The 23,233-nt window shown below is 50.1% G+C and carries 21 protein-coding genes; 7 read left to right on the top strand and 14 right to left on the bottom strand.

What is annotated here, in order from left to right:
* Positions 1–190: 190 nt before the first annotated feature.
* From AAY72_RS02045 to AAY72_RS02030, 4 genes are all read left to right on the top strand, one after another.
* Positions 191–1,051: an EamA family transporter gene (locus AAY72_RS02045; RefSeq protein ID WP_008984026.1), complete on the top strand. Its 861-nt coding sequence runs from the start codon at positions 191–193 to the stop codon at positions 1,049–1,051.
* A gap of 147 nt (positions 1,052–1,198) precedes the next feature.
* Positions 1,199–1,618: an AtaL-like protein gene (locus AAY72_RS02040; RefSeq protein ID WP_008984027.1), complete on the top strand. Its 420-nt coding sequence runs from the start codon at positions 1,199–1,201 to the stop codon at positions 1,616–1,618.
* Between the two features lie 151 nt (positions 1,619–1,769).
* On the top strand, positions 1,770–2,366 hold the full coding sequence (gene wrbA, locus AAY72_RS02035; RefSeq protein ID WP_008984028.1) for an NAD(P)H:quinone oxidoreductase: 597 nt from the start codon (positions 1,770–1,772) through the stop codon (positions 2,364–2,366).
* A gap of 170 nt (positions 2,367–2,536) precedes the next feature.
* Positions 2,537–3,229, top strand: a complete 693-nt coding sequence (locus tag AAY72_RS02030) for a LiaF domain-containing protein (protein WP_231728871.1) — start codon at positions 2,537–2,539, stop codon at positions 3,227–3,229.
* Positions 3,230–3,238: 9 nt separating this feature from the next.
* On the opposite strand, the gene AAY72_RS02025 is transcribed toward AAY72_RS02030, so the two are convergent.
* From AAY72_RS02025 to AAY72_RS01995, 7 genes are all read right to left on the bottom strand, one after another.
* Positions 3,239–4,468, bottom strand: a complete 1,230-nt coding sequence (locus tag AAY72_RS02025) for an MFS transporter (protein ID WP_231728870.1) — start codon at positions 4,466–4,468, stop codon at positions 3,239–3,241.
* 136 nt (positions 4,469–4,604) lie between these two features.
* On the bottom strand, positions 4,605–6,707 hold the full coding sequence (locus tag AAY72_RS02020) for a sodium:proton antiporter (protein WP_008984031.1): 2,103 nt from the start codon (positions 6,705–6,707) through the stop codon (positions 4,605–4,607).
* 82 nt (positions 6,708–6,789) lie between these two features.
* Complete coding sequence (locus AAY72_RS02015; RefSeq protein WP_039925162.1) at positions 6,790–7,188, bottom strand: hypothetical protein; 399 nt, start codon at positions 7,186–7,188, stop codon at positions 6,790–6,792.
* Between the two features lie 285 nt (positions 7,189–7,473).
* The gene (locus tag AAY72_RS02010; RefSeq protein ID WP_057785397.1) at positions 7,474–8,766 is read right to left on the bottom strand and encodes a DEAD/DEAH box helicase; all 1,293 of its coding nucleotides are present in this window, start codon (positions 8,764–8,766) and stop codon (positions 7,474–7,476) included.
* A gap of 41 nt (positions 8,767–8,807) precedes the next feature.
* On the bottom strand, positions 8,808–9,110 hold the full coding sequence (locus AAY72_RS02005; RefSeq protein ID WP_057785396.1) for a DUF6172 family protein: 303 nt from the start codon (positions 9,108–9,110) through the stop codon (positions 8,808–8,810).
* A gap of 153 nt (positions 9,111–9,263) precedes the next feature.
* The gene (locus tag AAY72_RS02000) at positions 9,264–10,412 is read right to left on the bottom strand and encodes a serine hydrolase (protein WP_057785395.1); all 1,149 of its coding nucleotides are present in this window, start codon (positions 10,410–10,412) and stop codon (positions 9,264–9,266) included.
* A gap of 299 nt (positions 10,413–10,711) precedes the next feature.
* Entirely contained in the window at positions 10,712–11,668 is a 957-nt protein-coding gene (locus tag AAY72_RS01995; RefSeq protein ID WP_008984051.1) for a hypothetical protein, read from the bottom strand.
* Between the two features lie 308 nt (positions 11,669–11,976).
* Between AAY72_RS01995 and AAY72_RS01990 the strand changes: the two genes are divergently transcribed.
* Positions 11,977–12,864: a hypothetical protein gene (locus AAY72_RS01990; protein ID WP_008984053.1), complete on the top strand. Its 888-nt coding sequence runs from the start codon at positions 11,977–11,979 to the stop codon at positions 12,862–12,864.
* Between the two features lie 48 nt (positions 12,865–12,912).
* On the opposite strand, the gene kynU is transcribed toward AAY72_RS01990, so the two are convergent.
* Positions 12,913–14,178 carry a kynureninase gene (kynU, locus tag AAY72_RS01985; RefSeq protein ID WP_040291575.1) on the bottom strand — a complete coding sequence of 422 codons (1,266 nt, stop codon included), beginning with the start codon at positions 14,176–14,178 and terminating at the stop codon, positions 12,913–12,915.
* An 8-nt stretch (positions 14,179–14,186) separates the two neighbouring features.
* Positions 14,187–15,137, bottom strand: coding sequence for an alpha/beta hydrolase (locus AAY72_RS01980; protein ID WP_008984055.1), 951 nt, complete (start codon positions 15,135–15,137; stop codon positions 14,187–14,189).
* Positions 15,138–15,287: 150 nt separating this feature from the next.
* On the opposite strand from AAY72_RS01980, the gene AAY72_RS17015 reads away from it, so the two are divergent.
* A complete protein-coding gene (locus tag AAY72_RS17015; protein WP_156411263.1) occupies positions 15,288–15,389 on the top strand; it encodes a BrnA antitoxin family protein in 102 nt (33 codons plus the stop codon).
* Between the two features lie 126 nt (positions 15,390–15,515).
* Here AAY72_RS17015 and AAY72_RS01975 read toward each other — a convergent pair whose 3' ends face one another.
* The 4 genes from AAY72_RS01975 to AAY72_RS01960 all read right to left on the bottom strand — a co-directional run bounded on the left by AAY72_RS01975 (position 15,516) and on the right by AAY72_RS01960 (position 21,132).
* Positions 15,516–16,547, bottom strand: a complete 1,032-nt coding sequence (locus tag AAY72_RS01975; protein WP_008984056.1) for a helix-turn-helix transcriptional regulator — start codon at positions 16,545–16,547, stop codon at positions 15,516–15,518.
* 99 nt (positions 16,548–16,646) lie between these two features.
* The gene (locus AAY72_RS01970) at positions 16,647–17,882 is read right to left on the bottom strand and encodes a triacylglycerol lipase (RefSeq protein ID WP_040291578.1); all 1,236 of its coding nucleotides are present in this window, start codon (positions 17,880–17,882) and stop codon (positions 16,647–16,649) included.
* Positions 17,883–17,920: 38 nt separating this feature from the next.
* Entirely contained in the window at positions 17,921–18,868 is a 948-nt protein-coding gene (locus AAY72_RS01965; RefSeq protein WP_057785394.1) for an alpha/beta hydrolase, read from the bottom strand.
* Positions 18,868–21,132 (bottom strand): TonB-dependent receptor, encoded by a 2,265-nt coding sequence (locus tag AAY72_RS01960; RefSeq protein WP_057785393.1) that lies wholly within the window; start codon positions 21,130–21,132, stop codon positions 18,868–18,870. Before AAY72_RS01960 ends, AAY72_RS01965 begins: the two co-directional genes overlap by 1 nt.
* A 455-nt stretch (positions 21,133–21,587) precedes the next feature.
* On the opposite strand from AAY72_RS01960, the gene rsgA reads away from it, so the two are divergent.
* A complete protein-coding gene (gene rsgA, locus AAY72_RS01955) occupies positions 21,588–22,628 on the top strand; it encodes a ribosome small subunit-dependent GTPase A (RefSeq protein WP_057785392.1) in 1,041 nt (346 codons plus the stop codon).
* 112 nt (positions 22,629–22,740) lie between these two features.
* On the opposite strand, the gene nadS is transcribed toward rsgA, so the two are convergent.
* Positions 22,741–22,908: a NadS family protein gene (gene nadS, locus AAY72_RS01950; protein WP_231728869.1), complete on the bottom strand. Its 168-nt coding sequence runs from the start codon at positions 22,906–22,908 to the stop codon at positions 22,741–22,743.
* Positions 22,909–23,233 lie beyond the last annotated feature (325 nt).

Raw genomic sequence — 23,233 nt, 5'->3', positions numbered from 1 at the left:
TTGTGATCAAGAGACAGGCTATAGTGCCAACTATTCTGGCTCGCCGTTTAAATCGCCGTTCCGCGGCGGAACAAGCCACGACGGTAACGGATAGCGTGTAAAAACGAAACAGCGCCCGGCCAATTTTAGTACTAGTGGCACAGCAGACAACAGGATAATCTGAGCGCAATAATAGCCACAGGACTAACTAATGAACCGTGAAAGCAACGCCCGTGACGTGCTGATCACTGGCATGGCACCAGTGATCTGGGGCAGCACTTATCTGATCACCACCGAGATGTTGCCACAGGGCTACCCGCTTACCACGTCAATGCTCAGGGCCTTACCGGCCGGTATCCTGCTGTTACTGTTGGTGCGGCAACTTCCCGACAGACACTGGCTGGGCCGGATTTTTCTGCTCGGCGCCCTGAATTTTTCAGTGTTCTGGTGGTTATTATTTATCGCGGCGTACCGCTTGCCCGGAGGCGTGGCTGCAACCCTGGGGGCAATGCAGTTTTTGTTTGTTATCGTCTTATCCAGAGGATTGCTGGGCACCAAGATTCACACCAGCGCACTAATCGCTGCCGTGGCCGGCATGCTCGGGGTCGCCCTGCTGATTCTGACACCGGCGGCTAAACTCGATCCTGTGGGCATTGCAGCCGGGATCGGCAGTGCCGTTGCCATGGCTTTGGGCACTGTCTTGAGCCGGCGCTGGCAACCGGCGGTCAGCACCCTGACCTTTACCAGCTGGCAACTCACGGCTGGCGGCATTCTGTTAGTGCCTGCGGCATGGCTTTTCGAGCCAGCTCTGCCGCCCCTGACATTGGTCAATATCGCCGGTTTTTTATATCTGGGGCTGCTGGGTGCCGCCTTTACCTACATTATTTGGTTTCGGGGCATTGCCCGGCTAAGTCCCAATCTGGTGGCACCTTTGGGTTTTTTAAGCCCGCTAAGTGCCGTAATGCTGGGTTGGCTGATCCTGGGGCAAGCCCTGTCGGTACTGCAAATCCTCGGTATTGTGGTGGTACTGGGCAGTGTCTGGCTCAGTCAACAGCGCAAAACCAGCTCCTAAACTTCGTACAGCAGGGTTTGCCGCGGACGCCCGGGCAAATGCCCCTATCCTATCGCTATTTTGAAACGCAGCTGTTTCAGATCTCGCGCTAGTGTAAGGCGGTCACACCCTCTAAGCTTAGTAGCAGAACCAACAGTGGAGGCCGCTATGCCATTAGTGAACTATCGGGTAAAGGTGCATGCAAGTGCGAATAAACTCTGGGACATGATGCTCGATAAAATGCGGCGTCCTGACAAATATGTACCCGGGATAGTCCGGGTCGCAATACTACGGGAACACAGTGCCAATTGCATTGAACGGGAAATGGAGACGGCACAGGGCAAAGTAATCAGAGAGCTGATTGTGGCCGAACCGCTAACCCTGACGGTGATTTTTAAATCTTATCAGGATGAGGTGTATAGCGGCTTTGTCACTAATACCATCTTTGAAGAAGACGACGGCGTTTATCTTGATTACACCCTGAATTGGACGCTGAAACCGGGTAAGTCAGCAGCGCAGCCCGACAGTTTTTGGCAAGAGACCATTAAAAATGCCGTGTTACATGCCAAACAACTGGCAGAGTCATAAGGCAAGCAGTGGCTATTGCAGCTAAGCTTATTGCTGACATTGCACCTGCCCAGACTGTCACCGGCACGGCGCCGGTCGCCAAAGGCGTGATAACAGCGGCCTGTGGCAGAACCTTAAACTGCTGGATGCCATATATACTTATGAGGATCTTATGAAAAAACTACTGGTGCTGTACTACTCATCATACGGCCATGTCGAGACCATGGCGAATGCGGTTGCCGAAGGCGCCCGACAAGTTAGTGGCGTGCAGGTGGATATTAAGCGGGTGGCGGAACTGATGCCCCCCGAAGTGGCGAAATCAGCCGGTGTGAAGCTGGATCAGGCAGCCGCAATAGCTAAGCCTGCTGAGCTGGCCGATTACGATGCGATCATCTTCGGAACCCCAACCCGCTTCGGTAATATGGCCTCGCAAATGCGTAATTTCCTTGATCAAACCGGTGGGCTTTGGGCGCAAGGCAAACTGATTGGTAAAATTGGCAGCGTTTTTACCTCTACCGGCACCGGTGGTGGCAACGAAACCACAGTGCAGTCCTTTCATACCACGCTATTGCACCATGGCATGATTATCGTTGGCTTGCCTTACAGCTGTCCGGAATTGGCCGATATTTCAGAGCTTAAAGGGGGCTCACCACTGGGAGCTGCCTGTATAGCCGGGGCAGATGGGAAACGCGCGCCCTCGCCAAAAGAACTGAATATGGCGCGCTTTCAGGGGCAGCATGTTGCAACGCTGGCGCTAAAGCTTACCTGACAGGCGCGAACTACCCGGTAATCGACCACAGCCAGAAAGCCGATGTTTTCTGGCTGTTAAAATCGCTTACAATTTTTTGCTGTGCTAACTGACAAAATTGGGCCATGCTGATAGCTATTCGATCAGTACTGTGTGCCGGCTCCGGCAGCAACCAGCAAGAGGATAGCGAGATGGCAATTGATACCACAGGCGTAAAACTGCAAGACCGGCCTGTTGCTCAAATCAGGGAAGAAGTCATTGATCAACTGATTATGAACTACAGCCATGGTGTCATTTCCGAGCAAGCCTTTGAACGGCGGCTGGACATTGCCACCAATTCTGATGATCACTTGCTCTTGGCCGAACAGGTTGCTGACCTTACCTTATTACCCGATGCCAAATACCGTGCTATGTGGGCACAAAATTTTAACTCGCCGGGTCGCCATAATCAGGCGCACCAGCAAAGCGAGCCGACCGACTGCGATCGTCTGGTTTCAGTATTAAGCAGTGATGAGCGCAGTGGCCCCTGGCGGGTACCACAACATCTGACCATCATTAACGCGCTATCCTCAGTTGAGCTGGATTTTTCTGAAGCGCAGTTTGACCATACGCAGCTAACGATAAAAGTGCAAAACTGGCTGGGCAGCGTCACGATCAAGGTACCTGAACACGTTGCAGTAATTAGCGATGTGAACAATATCGCCTCTTCCAGCAGCAATAACGTCAGCAGCGGCGGCCCGGGGCAAGCCAAAACGCACTTTATCCGGGTTGAGGGTGTCTCAGTACTGGGCTCGGTCAGTATCAGTGTAAAACGCACCTTACAGGAACGCTTTACCGAATTTGCCAACTCAATCCGCTCAGCACTGGGATTAACCAAAAGCTGATTATGCGTGCTAGGTTTGTGGTCGCGGGATCCTGGGTAACCAAAACGCCAGCATCCCCAGTAGCGGAAACCAGGCACAAAGCTTAAAAATAGTGCTGATACTGCTGGCATCGGCCAGCATGCCGAGCAAGGCGGCGGCAATGCCACTGATACCAAACATCATGCCGTAGAATACACCGGAAATCATACCGATTTTCGCTGGCATCAACTCCTGCGCAAAAACGATAATCGCCGAAAACGCCGATGACATTATCAGCCCAATCAACACGGTCAGCACGGCGGCCCCGGCTAAATTGACATAGGGTAGTAGCAACGCCAACGGCGCCGCACCAACAATAGACACCCAGATCACCGGCTTACGCCCTATCCTGTCGCCGATAGGCCCACCTGCCACGGTGCCTACTGCCACTGCAGCCAGAAATAAAAATAAAAACAGCTGGGAATCTGCAACGGATACAGCAAAGTTTTCAATCAGATAAAAGGTGTAAAAGTTGCTGAGGCAGGTCATATAGACGTATTTGGAAAACACCAGCAGCGCCAGTACCAGCAGCGCCTGCCGGGTTTGCTGCACTGTTAAGCCATTGCCATTTTTTGCCGCGCTACGCAATTGCATACGGGCGTTACTGCTAACCACCCAGCGACTGACGCGCAACAGCACCATAATGCCAACTATTGCTAACAGGCAAAACCAGCCAATACTCCCCTGGCCCCGCGGAATAATAATCAGTGCCGCTAACAATGGCCCCAGGGCCGAGCCGGCATTACCGCCGACCTGAAATAACCCCTGCGCAAAGCCATAACGACCACCCGACGCCATTCGGGCTACCCGCGACGCTTCCGGATGAAAAGTTGACGAGCCTAACCCGATCAGTGCTGAAGCCAGCAACAACATGGCAAAACTTTGCCCCAGGCTGAGTAACACCAGACCAAGCAGCGTAAACACCATACCAAGTGGCAGTAACAAGGGTTTGGGATGCTTATCGGTGTATAGGCCGACCGCCGGTTGCAATAATGATGCGGTAAGCTGAAAAATCAGCGTAATTAAGCCAATCTGGGTAAAGCTCAGCGCATAATCCAGTTTTAACATCGGATAGATGGCAGGCAAGATGGCCTGAATAATATCATTCAGCAAATGCACAAAACTGACCGCGCCAACCACCGGCAAGACTAACACTGTGGGGGAAAAGCTGGCGGATGCTGGCGTGCCGGCAGCAGCAATTGACTTGGTTAATTCAGACAAAGACGACTCCTCTGCTGTCTGCTGATCGCTATGTAAAAACAAGGCGCGGCTGATTACCCCGCGCCTGTTGCTAACCGTTTGACCCGCTTTTAACAGGCTGACCCGTTAAATGCCGCTGCGCTGCGAAAACACCGCGCTAGGCACTATGATTACTGGTATCAAACCGGTGGCGGATATCTTCTTCGGCCGCTTCCGTTACCAGACCATTCTCATGTAAATAGTTCAGTGCCCGCTGACCGGATTGCGCCAACGAACGGTTCGCCAGTTGCTCCAGATGTGCTGATAAGACCTGCGGGTGCTGTGCAGTCAAGGCAGCCTGTTTGCCGGCATTGCGCTCCTGATATTGACGGTACAACTCGGTGACTTCGGCATAAATATCTGCCTGGAATACCGGCTCGTCGAAATTATCCTGCATCAGGCCAATAATAATCAGCGCTTTGCGGGCAACAATCATCTGGCTGCGATAATACTCTAATTTTTCTTCCAGTAACTTCTGCTCGCTGACCTTGCGGCTGAACAAGGTGTGCATCATATTGGCCAGCCATTCAAAGATATCCTTTCGCTCTTTAAAGGCTTCCGGATCGATATGGCTATGCTGCGCATACTCAATTTTTTCTTTCTGTAAGAACAACTTGCTATAGATTTTGCGATAAGGCCGTAAACTGACTTCATCATTAATATACAAGCGTTTCAGGATGGTAAATTCGATATTGACCATCGCCAGATGTAGCGACTGCACAAAGATGGTCCGGCCATAACGCTGCATCAGAGCCTCACGTTCTGCTTTGGCTTCGCCGAGCTTTTTCTCTACCTGCGCCAATAAAAACTGGTATTTTTCTTCACTGAAAAAGCCTTTCGCGCGGTGTTCCTGTAAGCGCGACCGCTCCATCAGCAGATAGTAAATACCCAGATCGGCACGATGTGCGGTTTCCAGTGGCTCGGCGGCATTGATTTTGTAGCGGCGCATCATAGGGCCAATCATCGGCGCTTTAATAAACAGGGTCGCCAGAATACAGCCGATGGTCAGTGCCAGCAGGAAATCGCGTGGCGAATATGGCAGGCTCCAGCCTTCCAGCGTAAAGTCTTCCGGGATAATCAACACGATAATAATCGACAAGGCACCGCGCAAACTGGCCCAGGCCAATAACTTATTCCACGATGCGGGAATAGTTTCTTCTACCTTACTCCAGTTAAGTGGCACCATCACCGCATAAACCGCGACGATCCGGGTTACGGCCACCACAACCACTGTCAGCAAGATTGGTAACCACAGCTCAGCAAAATTAACGCCCAGGCTTGCGAACAATAAGCCCGCCATCAGGAACACCAGCGAGTTAACGATAAAAGCCATGTTCTCAATCAGCTTACTCAGGTACTCATCGACCTTCGGCGCCAGGATATTACGCGAGTAATTACCAAGGAATAAGGAGGCAACAGTCGTCGCAATAATCGACGAGACGTGGAAATAGCCCAGACTGTTAATCAACTCGGTCAGGATAAACACCAGGTGGGCCGAGATCACTAACAAGGTGACAGTTACAAATTCATTGCTTTTGGTAAAGTGCAGTGCTTTGGAAAACAGTCCTGCCAACACCAGGCCAATCACCACACCCGAGGTCAGCATAATGACAAACTCGCTGATACCGTGCAGTACCGTAGCGCTGCCATTAAAACCATCGGTAGCTATGGCAAAGAACACGAAAAATAAGGCGACGGCGGTACCATCGTTAAACAAACTTTCACCTTCAAAAATCATTCCTAAGCGGCGAGGCACGCCAAATTCTTTAAACATCGACAGCACCGCGACCGGATCGGTGGCAGAGATAATGGCACCGAACATCAGCGTCAGAATAAAGGGTACTTCAATCCCAATCAGCGGTAACAGGTAGTAGAGCAAGGTACCGATCATCACTGACGAGATACAGAGACCCACCACCGCCAGTAACGAAATGGCCCAGGCGTTATCGACCATCTTGCGGAAGTTCATATTAAAGCCGGATTCAAAAATCAGCACCGGCAGGAAGATAAAGAACAGTAACTCCGGTGTCAGCGCCATCTCGCTGATAAAGCCGAAAACCGTACTGACATAGGGCAAGCTGACAATCGGCACCAGCAGCAGGCCAACCAGCACCAGCAACACGGTATAAGGCATTTTAAAACGTTTAGCTGCAAAAAAAACCACGGTCGACAGCGCTATTAATACAAATAGTGCCAGTGTGGATGTCAGAGTCAGTACCATTGCCAAAGCTCTCCGCTAGATATTGCACGGTTTAAATTAAAAGTGAGTGAACCTTGCCGTTAACTGAACTGTGTTTTGTCTTTTAGCCTGAGTGACCATAAGCGCCCTGCATCCCTGTGGCAGCACAGGCTTGCTTGCTCAGGGCGACAGATAACAGCGACAAAACAGCGGTAGTAAACGAAAAGCGGTTGGCAGGGAGGCAGGAATACGTTGGGCCGACCCTGGCGTGCCGGCTGTTATCAGGGTGTCCGGCATGGTGGCAATACACCGTAAGATGGCGGACGCGGGTGATAAAACAGCGCAGCAAATAAAGAGGTTGAGACTGAGGCAAGAGCTTGGCAGATAACATAAGGACGGGCGTTTTACAGACACGGCGTTGCGAAACCAGACAGAGGATTCCGGCCAGCATAATACCGACGAAAATGATGACGTTACCGGTGAAACGGGCAGCGCGGACCGCGATGTTTAACATCGGATGCATTGCAATTACCTTATATAACCAGAGCGGTGTAGTCTTTGCTCAGAACAGCGCGCGTATTCTAACCCTTAGCGGTAGGAAGTAAAGCGCTAAGCGTTATTCATCGTGATTTTTATGCCATTCCCCGCACACTGACCAGGCCGCACTATTGAGTGTAACTGCTTGTAATAACGGCATTCTGCTGTAAGTGCGACAGCTTTAAGCTATCGACTAAAGTAGCACGGTGCGCCAGCGCAGAACCGCCATTCACGATAACGGTTTGCGCTGCGTGCTGTGAATGTATTGAGCTTAGCTGCGGCGGGCTTTACCAGGTTTTACCGCTGCGCTGCCGGCTGGCTTTTTTGCTTTTGCTTTCGGGGTGGCAACATCAATCTGGGTCGCGCTGGCTTTATTGGCGCGGGTGCCAAGCACTTTACGCGAAATGCTTTTTAACAAGCTGCCGCGGTTGCTGACTTCAAAGCCGGGTTTCACCACCCGCGCAATAGTACTGCCAATCAGCTTTTGAATGCGCTCCAGGCTCTGCTCTTCTTCACGGCTGACAAAGGAGATCGCCTGCCCCTTGGCGCCAGCGCGCCCGGTGCGACCTATGCGGTGGACATAGTCTTCCGGTAAATACGGCAAGTTAAAGTTCACCACATAATCCAGCCCCTGGATATCCAACCCCCGGGCGGCAACTTCAGTAGCAATCAGTACCTGCAGTTTGGCTGATTTAAAATCGGCCAGTGCACGGCGGCGACTGCCCTGGCTTTTATCGGCATGACAAACCGCAGCATTGACTTTAGCTTTTTGCAGATCGGCGAGTAACCGATCGGCCTGCTCTTTGGTACTGGTAAAAACCAGCACCTGAAACCAGTTGTGCTCAGCTAACAGTTGCTCAAATAACTCGATTTTGCGACTTTCTTCTACCGGATACACCACATGCTCCACCGTGTCGGCAGTGCTGTTGGTTTTCGCTACCCGGATTTGCTGATGATTTTTCAAAATCTTGTGAGACAGTTCATTCACTGCCGGCGACGTGGTCGCAGAAAACAGCAGTGTTTGCCGGCTGGCTGCGGTCATCTCCACTAACTTCAGCACATCAGTACTAAAGCCCATATCAAGCATACGATCAGCCTCATCCAGCACCACAAAAGCAACGTCACTTAAGATCACGTTACCCAGCGCCATGTGCTCAATTAAGCGGCCCGGCGTACTGACCACGATATCAACGCCGGTCTGTAATTTACTGGCCTGCCCGCCCATTTTAACGCCGCCATAAATCGCAGTGACGCTAAGTGGCAAAAATTGGGCATAGGCACTAATCGCATTGGCAATCTGCTCGGCAAGCTCCCGGGTTGGCGTTAAAATTAACGCCCGGGGCCGTCGCTCAACCGCGGCTTGCGGCGTATCTACTAAGCGTTGTAATAATGGAATAGCAAAGGCCGCGGTTTTACCGGTACCGGTTTGCGCAGTAACCTGTAAATCTTTGCCGCGCCGCGCCGGCACTATCGCCTGCGCCTGCACTGGCGTAAGCTCACTAAAACCACATGCTGTTAAGCCACGCAGTAAGTCTGGTGCCAAATTTAAAGCTGAAAATTGCATAAGAATTCCTCTGCAGCCTGGCTGCAGCTTATAAGTGAAGCTTATTCGGTATCGCTATCCGGGCGTGGCTTATGATTGCAGGCGCGAGCCAGAATTTCGATATAAAACTGCGGCCACTGCTGCGCGGCCGCCGCGTCGATATGTTGATTGATTTCAGAGGTGAACATCGGTTTCGCTTCCGCCTCTGAGGCGCCAAAGCGACAATCAAAGGTCCAATAGTCTTTATCGGCTGGCACCGCTTTACGCCGTTCGCGCGCCAGATATTTGCGAATTTCGTGTTTAATAGCGTCAACTAAACGCGCCGGTTGCAGCTTGGGGTGAGTTAACGCAAAGGTTTTTTTCATAACAGATCCTACAGGTGGGCGCTGAACAAAGACGGCAGACGCGCAAATAAAGGCGTATTCTACCTGTAAGTGTAGAAGATAGCCGCCAAAACCTGAGATAAATAACTTATCTCAGGTTTTGCTGTGCAAAATCAGCACTGTTTTAACCCGGTTTTATTGCGGTAGCGCCGCCAACACCTTAGCAACCAGTTGATTCAACTCATCGCCATTACCAATCCAGCGCGCAACCATTAACAGATCGTGCTCACGATCGAGATAAATAATATTACGCCCGGCGCCCTGAAAGGTTATCGCCGACTCAGGTGCACTGGGCAATGCTTTGCGCCCCGGGTTTAAAAACCAGTTGGCAAAACCATATTCCGGGTTTACACCGCCGGTACTGGCCAGCCTGATCCAATCCCGGCTCACCAGTTGCTGCCCTTGCCATTGGCCATCGCGTAAAAACAAATAACCAAAACGCGCCAGATCCCAGGCGTTAATAAAGATCCCGCCGCCCCAGTGCCCGCCTCCGGACACCGACTGCACCCGCTGGCCATCCAGCTCAATCCAGCTGTTATCGTAGCCATACCAACGCCAGGTAGACGAAGCCCCAATGGGCTGCATAATTTGCTCATTTAAGACTTCGGGTAAAGGTTTACGCCAGACGTAAAGCGTTGACAGCGCTAACAGATTTATCCGCACATCATTGTATTTATAGTGACTGCCTGGCGTTCGCAACGGGCGGTTTGGCCAGTCGGCCGGCGTTTTACCCTCCGGGCGGTCGGCCCAGTCCGGTTTACCCCACAGCGTGCCCTGCCAATCACTGGTTTGCCGCAGTAGATGATCCCAACGGATTTGGCTGTTGTGTTCGCCCTGATACAAAGCCACACCATGCGGCATATAAGGGCCAACCCGATCCTGCAGATCGCGGATCAGCCCACGCTGCCAGGCCAGGCCGGTTACCGTGGTTAAAAAGGTTTTGGCGATGCTGTGCGTCATATCAACGCTGTCCACCTCGCCCCACTGCGCGATGACTTTGCCGCGATAAATAATCAGGCCATTCGCTGCTGCGCGCACCCCCATCGGGCCGATAATCTGATCATAGGGCTCTCTGGCGCCAAAGGTTGTCGCCTGCACTATCGCCTGATCTTTCGACGCCGGATTTTCACTCGCAATGGCATAAGCCACCGCGTCCGCCAGTTTTTGCTCATCCACATTTAATGACGCCGGCGCTGCCGTTGCCCACTGCCCCGCCGGCGGATAATAAGGCTCGGCGGCCAGTGGCAACGCCAGTAATAATAATAATGCAGCAGTTAAACGCACTGTAGGCTCCCTTAACGCATTAGCAAATGACAATAAACACTATACTGCAAGTTGACAGGCCAATCCGCAACGGACTTCGACAGGCTTTGCGGCTGAGTCACACGATACTGCGATTCGTAGCGCGGCCAGATAACAAAGGTGCATAAACAGGCAATTTTCGGGATATAGTTCAGCGTCGATACTTTCCTATGCCTGACGCAGGTCTTAAGCAATGTAAAGACTAAAATCTATTCCGGCCAACACACCACGCCTTTTAAAACCCCCATCATCTCCTTATCCGACAAAAATAATCAGCTAACTTATTTAACTTTCTGCTGTAACAAGGTCAGTAACTGCTCACTATTGTGCATTTCATGATTTAATATCAACGAGGTTTTAATACTGCCGCCGCCGGCATCGCAAAAATGCAAAATATAACGCTGGCCAAACCCAATCCGAAACCAGGCTTGCCAGCCAGGGGCTGGCTCAACGGCCACTAACCGCGTAAGCGGAATTACCTGCCTGGAGAATAAGCTTTGCTTGATCAAGGTATCTCCTTGTACCAACAGCCGGTTGTTTACTATGGTTGCGCCGAGGATCCCGGTACAGGCGATATAAACCATAAACAGATTGACAGCAAGATGGGTACTCGCCATAAAGCCTATATTAAATATCCCAAGCAAAGCGGCACTACCGACAAACAGCATCAATAGCATCAAAATTGCGGCGGCAGCTTTACTGGCGGGCGGCGAGAAAACCTCTAATGTCTCACCCGGCTCAAGGGACTCGATACGTTGTGTTGTTTTTGCCGGTGCCTGACCAAAGGTTAAATAAGCAGCCATAACATTGCCGAAAAACAAAAAATAAAACATAAACATCGCTATATATCCGGACCATGAGCTTTCCTGCGTTGTCTCCGAGCTAAAGCTAAAAAGCGTCATAAATACCGCATAAGGCAGCCCGGTGCTCAGCATCATATTAACGTAAAATGCACGACGCTCCTGACGCTGAGCTTGACCTCGTGCTGCTGCCGGGCCGAGCTGCTGTACTGCGGCCAAACTGGCAGTTGTTGCCTCCGTGCCATCTGCAATTGAGCTCGTTTTTTGTGCGATTAGCTGTTCCCGAACTGCAGCCAAAGTATGGTTACGTACCGTTTTGGCCCCCACCAACTCAGCGTCCAGAGCCTGCAGATACTGGTCAAGGTGAGTGTCACCGGTGGCCAACTGTTGATCGAATTTTGGTGAAGGCAGACGGGAAAGTGTCCGTAACATAGTCATCACAGCTCCTTAGTTATAAAAGTTCCCAATCCACAGCGTTAACTGCCATTAACGCTAATCGGCCAGACCTTACTACAACCGGGAAAAGCTGTAAAACAAAATAAGCAGGCATGTTTTTTTAATGAAATATTACGCTTTTTTAGGTTAACCATACCCGAGTCGAAATCGCGGTAAGGCTCAGGATCACGGCAGATTTGCCGTCTGCTGTTAATCTCTCTCAACGAACTTAAGCTACTGTGGCGCCAACGGCTTTATCTCAGCCCTGATATCGTGAATACTGAGCCAAAGTGTATTTAGCGGAGAACAGCATGCGTTTTTTCAGCAAACTCAGTACCGGGCAGCGGCTATTGGTGCTACTGCTCTGCCTACTTACACTGGCCGCTGGTCTCTATAGCGGTGTGCTGCAACAGCGGTTAGTAAACCCGGCACTGGCGCCACTGGATCAAAAAGCCGAGCAGGCTTTGCAACAAAGTTTATTGCTAAGCAGTGCCTCCTATGCCACGGCGCGGCTGATTGACCGCGGTATCGCTTTTGTTTCTGAAGCCGAGGTGGGCGTCGGTGTTGCCAGCGTAAAACCGGGCCAACTATTAAAGCCACTGCAGGATATGGCCGTGCGCTACTCGGATGTGATGGTGATTGCGATGACTTCGGTTGGGTTGCAGCTCTTTTTACTGCACTTTGGTCAGCTGGCCGCCTTGCCACTCTTTGGCAGCGGCATCCTGGCCTCGGCAGCATTGCTGTTATGCGGGCCTGCCAGCTGGCGCAACAGTTGCCGCTATCTGCTGCGGCTTTTTGTGGCGCTGTTGCTGATTATCCGTATCGGTATTCCTCTGACGGCCTATGGTGTGGCCGAACTGTCGGATTGGGTACTTACGCCACAACGCGAAGCCGCCGAAGCGGCACTTAACCAAGAAACGGCTGCTTTGCAGCAAATTGATCAGCCCATGAGCAATACAGAGGATGGCTCAGTTAGCTGGCTGCGGCAAATGGCCGCCAAAGCCAGTGATATGCTGGGTGCAATGCGCAGCTTCTCCGACAATATGGTAGAAAAGTTAATCCAACTGATTGTGATCTACAGCCTGAAAACTTTGCTATTTCCGCTGTTATCCATGTATTTGCTGTGGCAGCTGGGCCGCTGGTTTGTTAGCCGGCCAATGCCGCAGCCAGAGGCGGCAGATAAAATAGCAGCGGTGTAGCCCCCTCAATAGCGGCTTATCTGGCAATGAGTTGCCGTTTAAACCACCTTAGGTGACTTTTTGTTTTACGGCATACTCTGGCTTTAAATATTCCTGCGAATCCATAATGTCGGCCAAAATCGCAACCGCATTACCCATATCCGCGTAGCGTAAATACAAGGGCGTAAAACCTAATCGTAAAATATTGGGTGCCCGAAAATCAGCAATAACACCCCGTTTGATCAAAGCTTGGCACAGTGCATAAGCCTGTGGATGCTGATAAGCCAATTGGCTGCCTCTGGCGTGGGGTTGCAGTGGCGTAATTAAATTAAGGGATGCTAAAGCAGGCTGTTGTTCGACTAACTGATGAAAGCAGTGACTTAGCGCCAGCGATTTATACCGCACATCTTGCATAGTAATATCAGCAAATACCGTTAAGGCCGCGTCTAACACGCTCATCGCAATAATCGCCGGAGTGCCACTCAGAAATTGTGCTATGCCGGGCGCTTTTTGATAGGTGGTTGTAAAGCTAAAAGGCGCCTGATGGCCCATCCAACCGGTTAAGGGTTGCGTTAAATGGGTATGGTGACGACTGGCCGCATACAAAAACGCCGGCGCACCGGGGCCGCCGTTCAAGTATTTGTAGCCACAGCCCACCGCAAAATCTACCTGCCAGGCGTCAAGCTCAATAGGCAAGGCCCCTGCACTGTGCGCCAAGTCCCAAATCACTAACACGCCTTGCGCATGAGCCAGCGCGGTTAAGCGTTGCATATCCAGTAAGCGGCCACTGCGAAAATCGACTTGCGTTAGCAGCAATACCGCAATCTCTGCCGTGATCGCGCGCTCAAGCGCATCAGGATCTTCGCTATCATCCACTAGCACTAACTGACAATTTTGCTCGCCCAATAAACTGGCTAAGCCCTGCACCATGTAAAGATCGGTTGGGAAATTACCCGCTTGCGATAATATTTTGCTGCGCCCCGGCTGCATCAGCATGGCGCAGCTTAACACTTTGAATAAATTTACCGAGGTAGAATCACAACAAATTACCTGACCCGGCGCAGCACCCAGCAAAGGCGCGATTTTTTCACCCACGGTATGGGGCAGATCAATCCAGTTATGATTATTCCAACTTTTAATTAAATCTTGCGACCATTGCTCAGTCAGCACCTGATTCGCTCGCAACGCTGCCACCTTTGGCATCGCACCTAGCGAGTTGCCATCCAAGTAAATGGTGTCTTTGGGTAACACAAATTCTTCACGTTTAGCCGCCAAAGGATCTGTCGCATCCAGTAAAGCTAAGGTCGTTGTCGTTAAATCGGGTAATTGGAACATCAGGCGGCTCACTTAGCGATTAATGCTTGCAGCGTTAACAAAAAATACTGAAAGGCGTCGGTTTGCGGATGGATCCAATCAAAATGTCCGGCGTTATCTAACAGGTAAAGCGGCAGGCCGCTGTCGGTAGCCTGAGACAATGGCACTATGCTGTCAGCGCCGCCATGCAGTAAGAAAGTGGCAGGATGTGCAGGCTGTTGCGTGGGGCTGGCCGCTTGATATTGCTCAGCAAGATCCGGGTAGTTGCCGCCGATAAATTGACGGGCAGCCCGCTGACAGCCTGTGGCATCACTTTGATAACTGGGTAAATCCGTAATCGCCGCCAGACCAATCACAGCTTTTATCGGCTTTAATGCCGTGCCGTGCGCACCGGTGTTAGACGACTGAACAGATGCCCCTGCCGCCAATAACGCTAAATGCCCACCCGCTGAGTGCCCTGCTAACACCACTTGATTAACATCGATGGGATAAGGGTGTAATGCCGTTTGGGCATGCGCAACGGCGGCTAACACATCATGATAGCTGCCAGGCCAACCGCCGCCCTCATCACCCACCCGACGATATTCTATCGACCACACGGCAACACCGGCTGCGGCAACCGCTTCACTAAATGCCTGCGTATGCTGGATATCAAAGGCATTAAGCCAACAACCGCCATGAATAAAAATAAGCAACGGCACCTTTTGAGATGGGGAGTTTGCCGTTATGTCAGGCAAATATAACTGACCAAATTGCAGTGGATTTTCACCATAGGCGAGCGTTTTGCCGTTCCCCGCCACAGGCAACGCCAAGATACTATTGTAACTCACTTGCGACAACGACTGAGGCTCAGGCTGAGTCTCAGGACGCTGCGCCGTATGATTAACACACGCACTAAGTAACAGGCAGCTTAGCAGGACCGTTAAAGGCGACAATAATGCCGAATGTTTAGCGGTTAGATGTTTAAAAGTTATAGGCATCACAGTTATCTCACCGGTATGTTGCCACCGGGTGGGTTTATTGATAACGATACGCTAAACCAAAGCCGAATAAGTTCCTAGTGCTTTGCGCCATAAAGCCCGTTTAGGCCTGCAAGTAGCATGATTAATATAAGCTAATCAGGAGATCCAATAGTTGCGGCGTTCAATCCAACCGGCAAAGGCTGGCAAACCCGAATGAACGCTGCGCTGCGCGATTGGCTTAAAACGCACTCGCCAAAGGATTATCATTAAGACACTAAAAATCTATTACAAAGTTCCACGACTCTGGTTTACTTGCATATCCAAAGTCGCAATCACAGACATCAAAGAACATCTAACAATCGAGACTACTTTGTTCTGAAATATTAACGTTATTAATCAAACTTGTTTACTTTCCGAAATCCGGTGATGCTGGCGAAACTTCATCAGCGAATACTGCTTTGGACTTACTCCGTTCCAGTTTCGAAAAGCGCGTTTGAAACTTCTGACGTCTGAGAAATCCAGTTTGCTTGCGATCTCCTCTAATGACAGGTGTTGGGTCAATAACAGTTTCGCTTCTTGGTTAAGTACCAACTCTCTGGATTGACGAAAGCTGGTGCGATAAGCGGAGAGTCTGCGTCTTAGTGTCGCGACACTGCACCCGAGACTCCTTGCAACACTTTGCTGGTCTCGCAAGCCTGCCTCTAATGCGCCTCGAACTCTGACCAGAAAGCTCTGACAGGCATCAGTTGATGGTACCGTTCCCAACCGCTGTAGTTCACTATAAACCATCGCAGTATTCAGCGTGTTATTGCATGATTGTGTTGTTTCAAGCTCCGCCAGCGTCAGAGGATAATGCAGCTCAAAACAACCCATTTTGTAGCTAATTGCTGTTTCGGGAAAGGCAGTGCTCAAAGGCGACTGCCCGGCCTCTGTGTTACGACTTTTTATTTTTAACAGCGCGACAGGAGCTCCAGAGAGGGTGGTGACGATAGCATGAATAAAGATCAACACCATATCCAGGTTGAACATTACATATTGCCCTGCCTCAGCCGCATACGGGAAGGTTCGGTCATCAATTCGATAGACGAGGGCATCTGTGGTTTTTTCAACCTGATTGTAATTTCCTCCATGAATAAAGTTATAGGCGTTAGCCAGTTGCCGACATGCCCCTTCAATTGTACGGCAGTGACTCAGGCTTGAGAGTACATAGTCATTGGTACCCGGCATCAAAGGCCTGGCCGATAAATGCAGCGATTCATCCTGAACCTCGATGGCAAATCTCTCGAGCAGTCTGAGCAAGTTCGCCGGATCTTCCGTCTCTTCGCCTGCATTAATTGCAGTTAGCGTATCAAGAGAAATCCCCTGCGAGGCCATCATTTCGGCTAATATCTGCCTACTAACACCGCAACGTTGGTTAACTGTTGCCATAACGTCTCTGCACGTGCTGAATTATTACATGAATAAAGCACAGCGCAGAACAGCTGGCAACAGTACGAAAGTACAGTTTGGGTTAAATATACGTTGCGGTCAGATAGCGTTTAACCAATTTCTGATTTGCGTCATCCCTGAACTCTGCCAACCTAAAGCTAAATGGTTCAAATATAACACCGCTGAACCGCCGTGATTACTGATGCCAGTACTGTCATTACAGCTCGCGACAAAAACAACACCATCCGATGGCCCGGTATGCTCGTTATGAATCAGTGCGATATTCGCTCTGTCACCACAAAGATTATGTACTCTGACATCGGCAGGTGTACCGGCAGCCCTGAGCTGATCCACCAAAGATAAATGCATAAAGGCTTGAATACCCTGCCCACCACTATAAAAGCCCTGCCCACCATAATAGGTGGTGTACCAGTCTTGCTCATAACTAGGTAGCGGATAAGTCGCGTCCCAACGTTTCAACATTTGCACAGATCCCGGGAAAAAGCTTGATGCATAACTCCACTGCGGGCCAGTATTCCAAACACCGTAACACATGATGCTGGTATGTGCAGTGGGACCATTTATAACACCACCGCACCCGGGATAAACCGCAAAGGTATGCGTCCAACCATGACGAAACGACCAGTCAATACCGTTATTTGGCGCACCAAGCATAATTAAGCGTCTTACATCCCCACGATAACGAGTACCCCAGGGGCGAGTAACAGAAGAGATATACATTCGGGCATTAAATGCACTTTTTGACCAGGTGATAACATCCACTTTGCTTGCACCCGTTTTTGTCTTTATCACTGTTATCGCATTGGCAATTTGCTCGGCCCAGAAATAACCATCACCATTTTTATGAGCTAAAGATAATGCAAACACTTTAAAATTGTCTGCTGCCAACGACTGCATCAAACCAGTGCTTGGACAAGTTTGCTGGCCACAGCCATAACCGCCGGCATCATTCGGGTTAGCCCAGGCGATATCAGCGTCCTGATTTGCACCATGAACCAACAACACCGGGACGGACTTAGTATTGCTGCTCCAGCCCGGTGCGTGATAAAGAAGAAAACGCGCAGAGCTTGGTTTAGACGTACCGAAAAACGTGGCGCGTTGTCCGGTTTGATCACCTCTACCATCTGTTGGAAAGTCCTCTGCAGAGAGGTTTCCACTGGTATCCCGCCAGCGCTCTACCCGGTTCCAACCATTCGAAATGCCAGTAGTAAATGAAGCTTCATGTACTGGATTCGCAGCAACATAACTGCTAGAAACACTACACATCAGTATCGAACAAAGTACAAAGCTTATCAGTTTGTTAATGAAACACATTTTGACCTCCGGTTGCACGATACTGCAGTGCTGCATTTTCACGTTAAAAGATCTTCACGAATTTGTCGCGCCAACTGGCTTCTGGCTTGCTGTGAAATCGGCAATACACCAAACGAAAAAAATGCGTGAATACTGGGGAAGCGAGCTAAACGCCGCAATAATCCTACCGACTTTAGACGCTCGGCCAGTATGTATCCCTCATCGAAAAGTGGGTCAAAGTCGGCAAGCAATATGCTGGTAGGCGGCAGGTCATCGAGATGAGACAACAATAACGGTGACACTTCCGAGTTGTCGCTGGTTTCATCCGCCGTTAAATACCAATTGCGCGTATCATCAATGGCAGAGCGCGCAAGAAGATAATCACCGTTACCAAACTGCATTCGGGATGGATAAACATCATGTGGTTGATGCACATCCAGCACCGGATAAATCAGGTATTGTGCGGCCACTGGCAACTTCAACATCCGGGCAGCACGTACACTTAATGCTATCGCCAGATTTCCACCAGCACTGTCGCCCATTAAAGCAACTTTGTCAGTCGTAATGGATAATGCAGCAGCATTCTGATGCAGCCAGCTCAGAGCGGTACTCACATCATCTAACCCTGCAGGATATGGATGTTCAGGCGCCAGCCGATATTCAACACTTAAAAAACGCACACCACTTTGCTGACATAAAGAACGCACCAGCCCATCATAACAATCAAGATCGCCAAGGCTCCAGCCCCCGCCATGGATGAAGAGCACTATGGCATCAGGTACCAGCAGTTGTTGCGGATGATACAAACGTGCCGGAATATCATGTGTGCCCGCAGGCAGTCGCAAGGCTTCAACCTGACAACCCGGCTCATTGTCACCGGCCAGCGACAAAAACATCGCCCTCGCCCCTAACCGTGACTCCTCGATAGTGGGTTTATGTGGTTGCATGGTGGCAGACTGCTGATTAAATTGCGTTAATAACGCTTTGGTTGCTAAATCTATAGTCATTAGAAATACCTGTAAGTAAGTTGTAGGCCATAGGTACGGGGATCGCCGTAATAGCCAAGCTGCACACCAGGCGAGGCGCTCAAATCAAAACCATGTTGGCGATAGCGTTTGTCGGTCAGGTTTTTACCAAATAAGTTAAGCTGCCACCGCTCGTCTTGGCTCTGCCAATTGACATAAAGGTCGTAAAGGGTGAACCCTGGCTGCGCCAACAAATCGCTGCTGCTAACTGTCAGATAAGTTTTACTTTTAAAACTCCCACCAGCATTCACTGACAAAGTGCCCCGACTGCCCAGATCAAACCAGTAATCCAACCCAAGGCGACCATTCCAACGCGGCGCATTTACTAACTCGCGCTCATCGCTGACTTCCTGCTCGAAATCACCTATCAATTTATCGTAACCACCGTTTAAATAGCCCAGATTCATGTTCAGTGTCAGGCTGTCGGTTAGTAACGCCTGCAGCTCAAGCTCTGCACCATAAGTTGTTGCTTTACCTGCATTTTCGAAAAGTGAAAGAAAGGCACCAGTATCAGGATCGATAGAAAAACGGCTAAGTTGAAAGTTTTTATAATCGTTGTAAAAGAATGCCGTGTTCAAACGTAATTGCTGGTTAAGCAATAAAGATTTTGCTCCGGCTTCATAGCTCCAAAGCGTTTCAGGATCGTAAGGTTGTGCGAACGAAGTTAACCGACCATTAAAACCGCCGCTTTTGAACCCTTTACTCACACTACTGTAGAGCATGGTTTGGCTAGAATACTGATAGTTCAGCACAGCTCGTGGTGAGAAATCATTCCAACGCTGACTTGCGTCATACCCGGTTAAACTATGACCGATACCAGTACCGAATACCGCCTGCATGCCCTGGGGGGTATCAATACCCGTGCCAGCAAACTCCTCTCCTCTATTAGATACTTGCTTCTTTTCACTGGTCCAACGGGCTCCCAGAGTGATACTGAGCGGCTCGCTTAATTGCCAACTCATATTGCTGTATACGGCGTAGCTGGTATTGGTTTGGTCACGTAACCCGGCACTGATCACTGGAAATGGGAAGAATACACCATTCCCTAAAGGTACAAAGAAGTCTGGAGCAATGGCACCACCAAGACTCCAGGAATTTTCCCTAAAATAAAATAATCCCGAAACCAATGACAGAGATTCACTTCGGTATAACCACTGCAACTCCTGACTCAGCTGATCCTGATCTTCGTAACTGTAAATACCAAAGCTGGCATCTGGCGTACCGTCTAAATCAAGGTGAGTACGATAGTTCATCTCCCTATAAGCCGTTATCGACTTCAGGGTAGATTGCTGCAATTGATAGTCTAGCGTTAGTGCAACACCTTTGGTGCGTAATTCTTCGCGGTCGTTAAAATTTGCGTTGACGACAAAAGGGTCCTCCCCTACTGGCAAAAAATCCCCGCTAGGCAAGGAGTAGATCGGCGTTTCTCGGTGTGGCGTTCTTGAGTAATCAGGATTCTGATTTGAACCATCTAGCACTAAATACGCAGTAAACTCTGATACCGGAGTAAACAGTAAACTGCCGCGCCAAGTTAAGGAGTCCTTATCGTAATCGTTCTTCCCAGTGTATTGGTTAAAGCTAAAACCGTCGCGGCTGCTTTTGGCAATAGCGAAGCGTCCGGCAAGCTGCTCGTCAATTAGTGGCCCGGTTAAGCTGGCTTTAACACCACGCTGCTGATAATTGCCTGCCAACACACTTACGTACCCCTCAGTAGTCTCTGATGGGCGGGCACTGGTAAATTTTACTGCTCCACCAATAGTGTTACGGCCATAAAGTGTACCTTGCGGCCCACGCAATATCTCTATTTGCTGTGGATCAACCACATCCAAAAACGCGCCCTGCACCCGTCCTAAATACACATCATCCAGGTAAATCCCCACTCCGGGGTCATTAAATGAAATAGAATCCAACTGCCCAACGCCCCGGATGTAAACAACCGCATTAGCTGCATCACCAACATGTAAATTCAAATTTGGCACTAATGCTTCCAGTTGCCCCAGATTTTGAATTTGATATTGCTCTAACTCTGCACCAGATAGTGCGGTAACCGCTATCGGAACTCTTTGCAGATTCTCGGTTTGCCGCGTAGCTGTTACTTCAATAACTTCAATTACTCTGGCTTTCTCCTTTTCAGCGTCTGTTTCGTCAGCTAATATCGGAGATGCCGTCAGCGCAGTCAAAACAGCCAAAGGGAGTATTGCGGGTTGGCACAGCTTAAGGCGATATTTTTGTTGTTGTAGTTTCATAACATATTCCTTACCTTGTCGTTGCTCCTATACTAGGGAACATCTACACAACCGCAAGGACAGAACACGTCAATTTTGGGGGTCAAAATCGCTCAACTCTCAAGCCGTTACAGCAATAGGATCAGAATCTTTCTTCCAGATCGAATATTATTCAGCAATAAGCTTGATAAAACAGCTTACAAAACACCCACCACCAAATAGCGATTTCAATTTACTGCTGCTATAATTTCACCGTGTTCTAAATTAAGAAGGAGAGTTTGATGATTGCAGTAATTACCCACCCGGCGAAGGCTGCGGCGTAAGTTAAACTTTTCGCTTTTTAATTTCACCTGCCTTAGCCCGGTGTTTGCTGACCGGGATCTCTGAAAGCCCATTCGGGTTACCTTAACTTTTCCAGAGTTCCTCACCATTTTTACTGTGCGCGCAGTGCTTAGCTGTGCGCAGAAGGAAATGCAATGAACTTAGCCTTAACTTTACCACAACTGGGCTGGCAAGCCTTTTTTCAACAACAACTGACTTTGGCAGAATTTGAACAGGCGCTTATCGCCCGCGTCACAGCGCATCACCGTAGTGGTTATCAGCTAATGACGCAGCAAGGACCTGGTCATTTAACCACCAGCCCGGCCTTACCTGCGATGACGATTGGCGATTGGCTGCTATTGGATCAAGCTGGCAATTTTATCCGCTTATTAACACGAAAGTCGCTGTTTAAACGTAAAGCCGCCGGTAGCCAGCTGGCCGAACAGCTGATTGCTGCTAACGTTGATACGCTGCTTATTGTTTGCTCGTTAAACCACGACTTTAACTTAAGCCGTATTGAGCGTTATCTGGCGCTGGCGCACGAAGCCGGTGCCGAGCCATTATTGGTGCTGACCAAGGCAGATCTTTGCGCCGATGTGGACGCCTATATCCAGCAGGTTACTAAGCTTGACCCTATGCTGCTGGTCGAGGTTGTGAATGCCCTCGACAGCAGTTGCAGTAGCAAATTACAGCACTGGTGCCGGCTTGGTAATACGCTGGCGGTAGTAGGTTCGTCTGGCGTGGGTAAATCAACCCTGGTAAATACCCTGACCGGCAATACGGCACAAAAAACCGCGGCTATCCGCAGTGATGACAGCAAAGGCCGGCATACCACCACCGCCCGCTCGATGCATTTTACTGCCGCCGGCGCGGTACTCATTGATACGCCCGGTATGCGTGAACTGCAACTGACAGACTGCGATGCTGGTATTCGCCGCACCTTTGCCGACATCGACGCCTTGGCCAGCGAGTGCCGCTTTAGCAACTGCCAGCATCAGACTGAGCCAGGCTGTGCGGTACAACAGGCTATCGCGCGGGGGGAGTTAGACGCCAGACGGCTCGCCAACTACCAGAAACTTAATGCCGAACAAGCACGTAATGCGGCATCTTTGCATCAGCGGCGTGAAAAAGAGCGGCAGTTTAGTAAGCTGGTTAAGTCGGTAACGTCACTTAAAGCCAAGAAATACGCTGACTAGCGGTTTAGTCACCTCACAGCAACGCCGGTTTGCTTGCCAAGCTGGCGTTGCAATCTTGGATCGCGATGCTACAGCAAGGCCAACAATGGCTTGGATCCGGGAGATAACAAATTTAATGCTCAGCCAGTTGTCGATAAAACTCCGGGTTATCCTGAATCGTCGCCAGCACTTTCGCCGCCAAACCCGTTGGGTTACGCCGCTTGCTCTCCCAGCTTTTAATAGTATCTACACTGGTACCCAGTGCCTGTGCTAATTGCGCCTGTGTTGGCGCTAGCCGCACTCTTCGTCATTACACGATCCCTCGACTCCGGTATGCTTGCGTACCGGAGTCGGTCCTGCGATAGTGGGTTAGACACCATTGGGCGTGGAATGTAAACAGTCCTGTTGCGAAGAAATGCTGGTTATTGCCAAAAACAGACTCTCCCTTACATAACAGGATGTGGGAAAACAAAAAGTTCTTATACACAATCGATTTACACAAAATAATTGTATTGTTTCAGTTTAAATGAGGCTGAAATGAGAAACCTCTGTACTAGTGCTGTGAATGCTAGAATGTGACGAAATATTGTCACGTAGTCTAATTTGTCTGAGGTATCCCCAGAAAT

The sequence above is a fragment of the Alishewanella sp. WH16-1 genome (assembly GCF_001441695.1).
GTDB classification, from domain to species: domain Bacteria; phylum Pseudomonadota; class Gammaproteobacteria; order Enterobacterales; family Alteromonadaceae; genus Alishewanella; species Alishewanella agri.
Note: the sequence above shows the minus strand (reverse complement) of the source record. Positions and strands in the feature narration are given on the sequence as shown.